The following is a 6417-nucleotide window of genomic DNA, read 5'->3' on the forward strand; positions in this document are numbered from 1 at the left end:
GAGACTCCTATGGGATGAACATGATCGGTGAGATCCCGCAAGGCGAAGCCTGAGGAAGCACACCACATGCCCATGGAAAGCGAGTACTTTCCCGGACCTCCATCCGCTGTCAACCGTATCGGAAACATCTTGAATATCTTGAAACTGAGTCTTCTGGATAAGGGAGCTAAATGAACAACAAGGTTCACCTAAGCCGAGCACAAAAAAGCACTTCCCGGAAAGGAAGTGCTCCGTATTCAACTTACTCTACACCAAGCGAGTCTTTTAATTCTTGTTTCGTATTCTCCCAAAGATCCGGTTTGAACTCACGCAAGTACTCTCCGAGAATCTTTTTCGATTTTTCATCCATATGATCGACGGCAAAGCGCCCTTTCAATGATTTATCCATATGATTGACGTGTTCAGGCATGGATTTGTAGCCGCGTTTGATTGAACGGTCAACGCGCAGCTCACTGCCGGCAACACCGTAGTAAGTAGGCTTCCCTTCTTGATAATCGACGGTTACCCAGGCGATCCAGTAGAGCAAGCCATTAGGGACTTCGTCTTTATTCGGAATGAATTTTATCCTTTTTTCCACTTTACTTCTCGCATGAAGGGCTCCCATGTCGACGAACGCTTCTCCTTCGTTCGGATCCACGATGACAGGTGTCATGTTCTCAAGGCTGATTGAACCTACGCCGTAACCTCCGTGGCCATCCGTAGAATCATCCTTGATGATGGTAAATTGATTTTTCTTTTTATCGCTCTTCTCATCCTTATTTTTAAACTGTTCAAATTCTTTCATTGTAAGAGAATCCTCCTCTTGCCTGACGGTTTTGTCTCATTTTAACATATTCTCTCCAAGCTTTTTTAGAGAAAGGCTTCAATCCAAAGAATTCTTAATAAAAAGAAGGAGATTCTCATTTTATCTCGAAGTATAGATAATGATCTATCTACGTACTTAAGGGGAAGTGCGGTTCTGCCTATCAATAAACAAGGATATACCTAAGATAAATAAAAAAAGAGTTATGAGTTCTACTTTACATAGGCAGTGAAATGCCCGAAGCTGACATTCAGCTTCGGGCATTTTATTTGGTTTCAGACGTTAATCAAACGTTTGTACAAGCTCTCTATCGCTGTTAGTCTTACCAAATTTGAAATCGGCTCCTCCAAATACTTAGGAGAGAATACTTCTCACCCTTCTTTCTTGCCTTCTGAATAAAAGGTATCTCGATTCTCGTTTTGTTTAAGGTGCTCACTCTTCATGAGTACGAATGCTTCTTTAGCTGGATTTCTCGGCATGTACCTCGTTTTCTTCCTTTTGCCGAACAATCGCTTCCACCAGTTCATTCCTTCTACTGGAACCCCTACTCGTCTATGTTGGACTTCTTTGATTCCTTGAATAATTAACTGCATCGCAAGGATAAGAATCATGAAACAGGCTAGTGCAGGGATGATCAACCACCAGCGCCCTGTCATCAGTGAATCTTTAGATGAACCAATCAGCCCTGACCATTCATAGGTGGTCGATTGTGGAGGATCCGGCATCATTGGATCAAAGCTCCGTTTTGTTCCCCCAAAGAAAATATTGAAAACTCCGAGATGGATAAAGATCAACAATGTCTGAATAAACTGCTGGCCAAACACTACTCCCATTCGTGAACTCAAATGAGGGAGCAAATGCTTCCATAGCAAGTGTAAAGAGCTTCCCCCCAATACTTTTGTACTTATCACATATTCTTCCTGCATGATCAACTTCATCTCATTTCCAAATAAAGTGATGATAAGCGGGACAGCAAGTAACGTCAAAATAACTCCTTGAAAAATGATCCGTTCCGTTTCTGTAGTAGCAAACCCGCTTGGAGGCATCAATAAGACTGGAGCGAGAAGTACATAGGCAATAATCGTCATGGGTAGATAATGCATTCCGTCTACTATTCTCTCTATCCCGCGTTGAATTTTATCGGGTAAAAAGAAAACAAAAGGAATGGCAAGCAGGAAACCAATGATCATTCTTAAAAAAGCAATAACTAAAGCAAATAAAATTGTATATTTGGCTCCTACCAACAGTTGATCAAAAATACTGTATCCTAGAACATCGGTCCCAAGGAATACATACTCAGGTGAGTGGGGAGCGGCACTGACTAGACGCCCTTCTTCATTTTTTATGTGTAAAAACTTTTCGATTAAAGGATCAGCCGTCATGGTATAAATGACGCTTGTCACTAACATTCCGACTATAACAAGGAAACCAGCTACAAATTTGATGTTTTTAAAGTGTGCTCCTAATTCCCCCAGCAGATGCTTGAACCATTTTCCTCCTGGCTTTGTCACGTATGAGCCAATGAAAGTGTTCATCTTCAAAGAAGTCTCTTCTGCCACTTTGTTATCTTTGAAAATAAAGGATTCTGTCCCTTGATAAATGAGGAAAAAAGGAGTGAATAGCATAAACAGGATTACAGAAGAAACGATGGCCCGAGGATCTTCACGAAAAGCAGTCGTAATCCCATTCATATTAAATATGTATTCAATAATTAATAGACTGGATAACGCCCCCCATAGAATAATTTTCGAATGATAAAAAACACTTTTTACGATATTTCTCAAAACGTGAATATTTAAGATGAATGATTTCTCCATCCCTTTACTCTTGGCCATCTGCACATAAGATTTGGTCATCTCCTCTTCAATAAGCATTAGAATGATTTTGTACATCGTAACCATTGGAAGCACCGCAATCGCAATGATCGGTAAGACGTACACCTTCTCCTGGCCTACAGAAGCAAATTGAAAAAAGAGAATGTTCGTCTGTTTATATAACCAGACGATAAACAGCTGTAAGCAAAAAGCTAACAGCAAATCCGGTACAGCTTCAAGAATATTCAAGACTCTGCCTACAATCCCTTTCGCCCACTTCGGTAAAAAAGCAGTCCCTAAGGCAAGAACGAAGGCCAAGACGAAGCCGAGAATAATTCCGAGGAAAAAGACCGTCATTGAATACTTATAAGGCTCCCACAGAAACGAAAGTAGTGGTTCAGGAGTTCCTTTGAAGATATACATCCAATCCGCCGGCTGGACAATTTGAGTCAGCAAGGTTTGGAACTCCCTGAAAAATGCGGACACATTGAAATAAGACCCTGCACGGAACAGAGCAGGAGCGGCACTGATTACCATGATTCCTACCAACCCAAGAATATAATACGCAACAAACTTAACTAATTTCATTTTGACCCCCGCCCTATCCTACCTATCTCTTCTTAAGCTCGGCTCATCTCCTGTTTGTGCCTTTTATATATATCGGCACACACCTCTTAATTTTTTTAATAGTCAGACACCATTGAATAAAAAAAGGTATACTGATGCTCAGTATACCTTGGTGTTATCTTTGATTTTAATGAATCGCTCGTAAATTTTCAATAAATTTCCATCCTTCTTCTATATCTTCATCAGAATAGTTTTGTGTGCTTTTTACCTTATAGACTTTTTGAGTAATTTCGTCTCTAGGTAAATCTTCGAAGAAAAGCATAGTAGAAACCAACTCTAAGAAACGAGAGCTTTTTCCTTTCATTTCCTTAATATGCTCATGAAGAGGCGGTAAATCCATCGTGTAATGCTCAAGAAAAGCGCGTCCGCTATCTGTAAGCTGGTACCGATATTGATAATAATTTTTCTTTTCTTCTCTCATCTCAGTAATAAAGCCCAAATTGCACATTTCCTCTACTCTAAGCGTCAGTTCTTCTGAATACGGTCCATAAAAATGAAATTGATAACGTTCTTCAAATGGAATATCACACTTTTTCAGTATGTATATCATTTTTTGCAGCTTTTTACGACCTACAATCTCATCCGTGCTTGAGAAAAATTGCATCAGCTTCGCATGATTCTCCAACATGGAGCTCACTCCTTATCCATACAGTATTTCCATAATCCGCTTCTTCGTTTTACTACGTTGCGACATCTCCTCGAGACGATCAAGAGGAATATACAATTTATGATCTGTTCGCTTTTTACCTGAGATAGACTCGACGATTTCTGACAAACGGGAGAGTTCTTTCAATTCCTGACTCGGCTGAAGCAAATGGATGGGCAGCCGCTCCCCTTCTTCTCCTGGACGATAAAAATCATAAGGAAGGTCAGAACTAGAATCGACCACCAAGTAATAATCAGGATCCAAACCAGCTTTTGAAAACAGTTTGTAAAGCTCCATCCACTCGTTCATTTGAGAGTTGGGATTGAATTCAATATATTTGAATAGACGACGGTTCACGAACCGATCACATAGATCACTTAAAATCGGATCCTCTTCCTGCATCCACATTTGGAAATAATACAAAGTGACGGCTTCATCCAACGCCAAATACTCCTTCAACGTCGGCTGCCCTGCAAAAAAGGAAAGGAAATGAATCGGCTTCAATTTAAATGTATAGCCTTCTTCATAAAGCACCTTTGCTCTGTGAAGGATCTTCGACAATATGACTTCGGCACTTCGGGTTACAGGATGGAAATACACTTGCCAGTACATTTGGTATCGGCTCATGATGTAGTCTTCCACCGCATGCATGCCACTTTCTTTGACGACGACCTGATCTTCCATCGGACGCATCACACGCAAAATTCGCTCCATGTCAAAATGCCCGTAGCTGACACCAGTAAAATAAGCATCACGCTGCAGATAATCCATCCGGTCTGCGTCAATCTGGCTGGAAATCAGGCTGACGACCAGTTTATTTTCATACGTTTTATTGATGACGTCCGCTACATCTTTCGCGAAATCCGGAGCCACTTTCTTCAATATGGCATTGACTTCTGTATCTCCAAGTAAAATCTGCTGTGTGAAATCTTCATGATCGAGCTTGAACACTTTTTCAAAAGAATGGGAAAATGGGCCGTGCCCCAGGTCATGCAACAATGCAGCACATAAGCAGAGCAATCGCTCTTCATGGTCCCAATTGTCGCGATCCTTGAAGTTTTCGATGATTCTTCTCACGATTTCATAAACGCCAAGAGAATGATTGAAACGACTGTGTTCCGCCCCGTGGAAAGTCAGATAAGAGGTTCCCAGCTGTTTAATTCTCCTTAACCGCTGGAATTCGGCTGTTCCAATCAAGTCCCATATAACCCGGTCACGCACGTGGACATAGCGATGCACAGGGTCTTTAAATACCTTTTCTTCACTTAGTTTCTCATCACGATAGACCATCCGTTTGTCCTTTCTTCACGACATTTTTATCTATTATATACCTTTCCATACGACAAAAAAACATCTTGACAGACAAAAAATGACAGGAGCTAAAGAATAACCCCGTCTTTACCGCTCTCAAGATGTTCTGTTTTTTTAGCTAAATTCTTATTGAGCAGAACCCTTTAAAGATTTTACATATGAGAACCGATTCATGCAACACCTTTCTTTTGATATAATGAAGGTTGGTGATTGTACAAAAAGGAGAAACGTTTTTATGGAAACTATACATGCATTACTACATCCTCAAGCTTATCGCTTCATTGACCAAAGCAGTCTTGGGCCGACCTTTTCTGCGCTCCAATCATTTGCGATGGACGATGCACTCTCCATCTCAGTCGGAGAAGGTTTGAGTCCTACTGCTGCCAGGTTATGGGTTCATCACGATACAGTCGTCCTTGGCATTCCGGATGCACGACTCCCCTATATCTCGGATGGGATTGACTTCCTAAAATCGGAAGGATACCAGGTGATCGTAAGGAATTCGGGCGGTCTTGGCGTTGTGCTTGATGACGGAGTGCTGAACCTGTCCCTCATTTTCCCAGATTCTAAGGAAGTAAACATTCATGAAGGGTATGATGCGATGGTCGCGTTCATCCGCTCACTTTTGTCTGATCTGACGAACGAAATTGAAGCGTATGAAATTACCCGCTCCTATTGCCCTGGCACGTATGACTTGAGTATTCATGGTAAAAAATTCGCCGGCATCTCTCAACGACGCGTAAAGAGTGGTTCAGCTGTCCAAATCTACTTAGACGTTAGCGGCAGCGGTGCTCAGCGTGCCTTCCTATTGAAACGATTTTATGAAATAGGGAAACGAGCTGAAAAAACACGCTTCAAGTATCCTGATATCGACCCGACAGTCATGGCGTCTTTAAACGAGCTGCTCGCAACAGATCTGACTGTGGAAGACGTACGGGATCGTATATTAAGAAAGCTTTACGATTTGTCAGGAAAAGTTGTGACCACTCCTCTTGAGGGGGAAGAAATCGAATGGTTCAACAAACGATTTGAGCAAATGATCCAACGGAATGAAAAAGCGCTCGACCGATTGAAATAACGGTCTCGAGCGTTTTTTTAGTTTGGGGTTTGTTAATTTGTTGATCTTTCTTCTTCCACTAAACTCCCGATTGTTGAAGACTCGGTTTCGAGACATTCGTGTGAGTTTGGGGCTGCAGGAAAAGGTTCGCTTTCCGTGG

Annotated in this window: 5 protein-coding genes; 1 reads left to right on the forward strand and 4 read right to left on the reverse strand. The window is 41.6% G+C overall.

Annotation, left to right across the window (positions count from 1 at the left end):
* Positions 1-241: 241 nt before the first annotated feature.
* The 4 genes from LD39_RS09530 to LD39_RS09545 all read right to left on the reverse strand — a co-directional run bounded on the left by LD39_RS09530 (position 242) and on the right by LD39_RS09545 (position 5179).
* The gene (locus LD39_RS09530; protein ID WP_035545574.1) at positions 242-784 is read right to left on the reverse strand and encodes a YwhD family protein; all 543 of its coding nucleotides are present in this window, start codon (positions 782-784) and stop codon (positions 242-244) included.
* 389 nt (positions 785-1173) lie between these two features.
* Complete coding sequence (locus tag LD39_RS09535) at positions 1174-3204, reverse strand: ABC transporter permease subunit (protein WP_052158800.1); 2031 nt, start codon at positions 3202-3204, stop codon at positions 1174-1176.
* A 166-nt stretch (positions 3205-3370) separates the two neighbouring features.
* Entirely contained in the window at positions 3371-3871 is a 501-nt protein-coding gene (locus tag LD39_RS09540) for a YwgA family protein (protein WP_035545575.1), read from the reverse strand.
* A gap of 12 nt (positions 3872-3883) precedes the next feature.
* Positions 3884-5179 carry an HD domain-containing protein gene (locus LD39_RS09545; protein WP_035545576.1) on the reverse strand — a complete coding sequence of 432 codons (1296 nt, stop codon included), beginning with the start codon at positions 5177-5179 and terminating at the stop codon, positions 3884-3886.
* Between the two features lie 256 nt (positions 5180-5435).
* On the opposite strand from LD39_RS09545, the gene LD39_RS09550 reads away from it, so the two are divergent.
* Complete coding sequence (locus LD39_RS09550; RefSeq protein ID WP_035545577.1) at positions 5436-6278, forward strand: biotin/lipoate A/B protein ligase family protein; 843 nt, start codon at positions 5436-5438, stop codon at positions 6276-6278.
* Positions 6279-6417 lie beyond the last annotated feature (139 nt).

Origin of the sequence: Halobacillus sp. BBL2006, from assembly GCF_000786645.1 — a bacterium.
GTDB lineage: Bacteria > Bacillota > Bacilli > Bacillales > Halobacillaceae > Halobacillus.

Bases quoted from the DNA above. Each gene is read 5' to 3' on its own strand.
- LD39_RS09530 (WP_035545574.1), bottom strand. From the start codon at position 784: ATGAAAGAATTTGAACAGTTTAAAAATAAGGATGAGAAGAGCGATAAA.
- LD39_RS09535 (WP_052158800.1), bottom strand. From the start codon at position 3,204: ATGAAATTAGTTAAGTTTGTTGCGTATTATATTCTTGGGTTGGTAGGA.
- LD39_RS09550 (WP_035545577.1), top strand. From the start codon at position 5,436: ATGGAAACTATACATGCATTACTACATCCTCAAGCTTATCGCTTCATT.
- LD39_RS09540 (WP_035545575.1), bottom strand. From the start codon at position 3,871: ATGTTGGAGAATCATGCGAAGCTGATGCAATTTTTCTCAAGCACGGAT.
- LD39_RS09545 (WP_035545576.1), bottom strand. From the start codon at position 5,179: ATGGTCTATCGTGATGAGAAACTAAGTGAAGAAAAGGTATTTAAAGAC.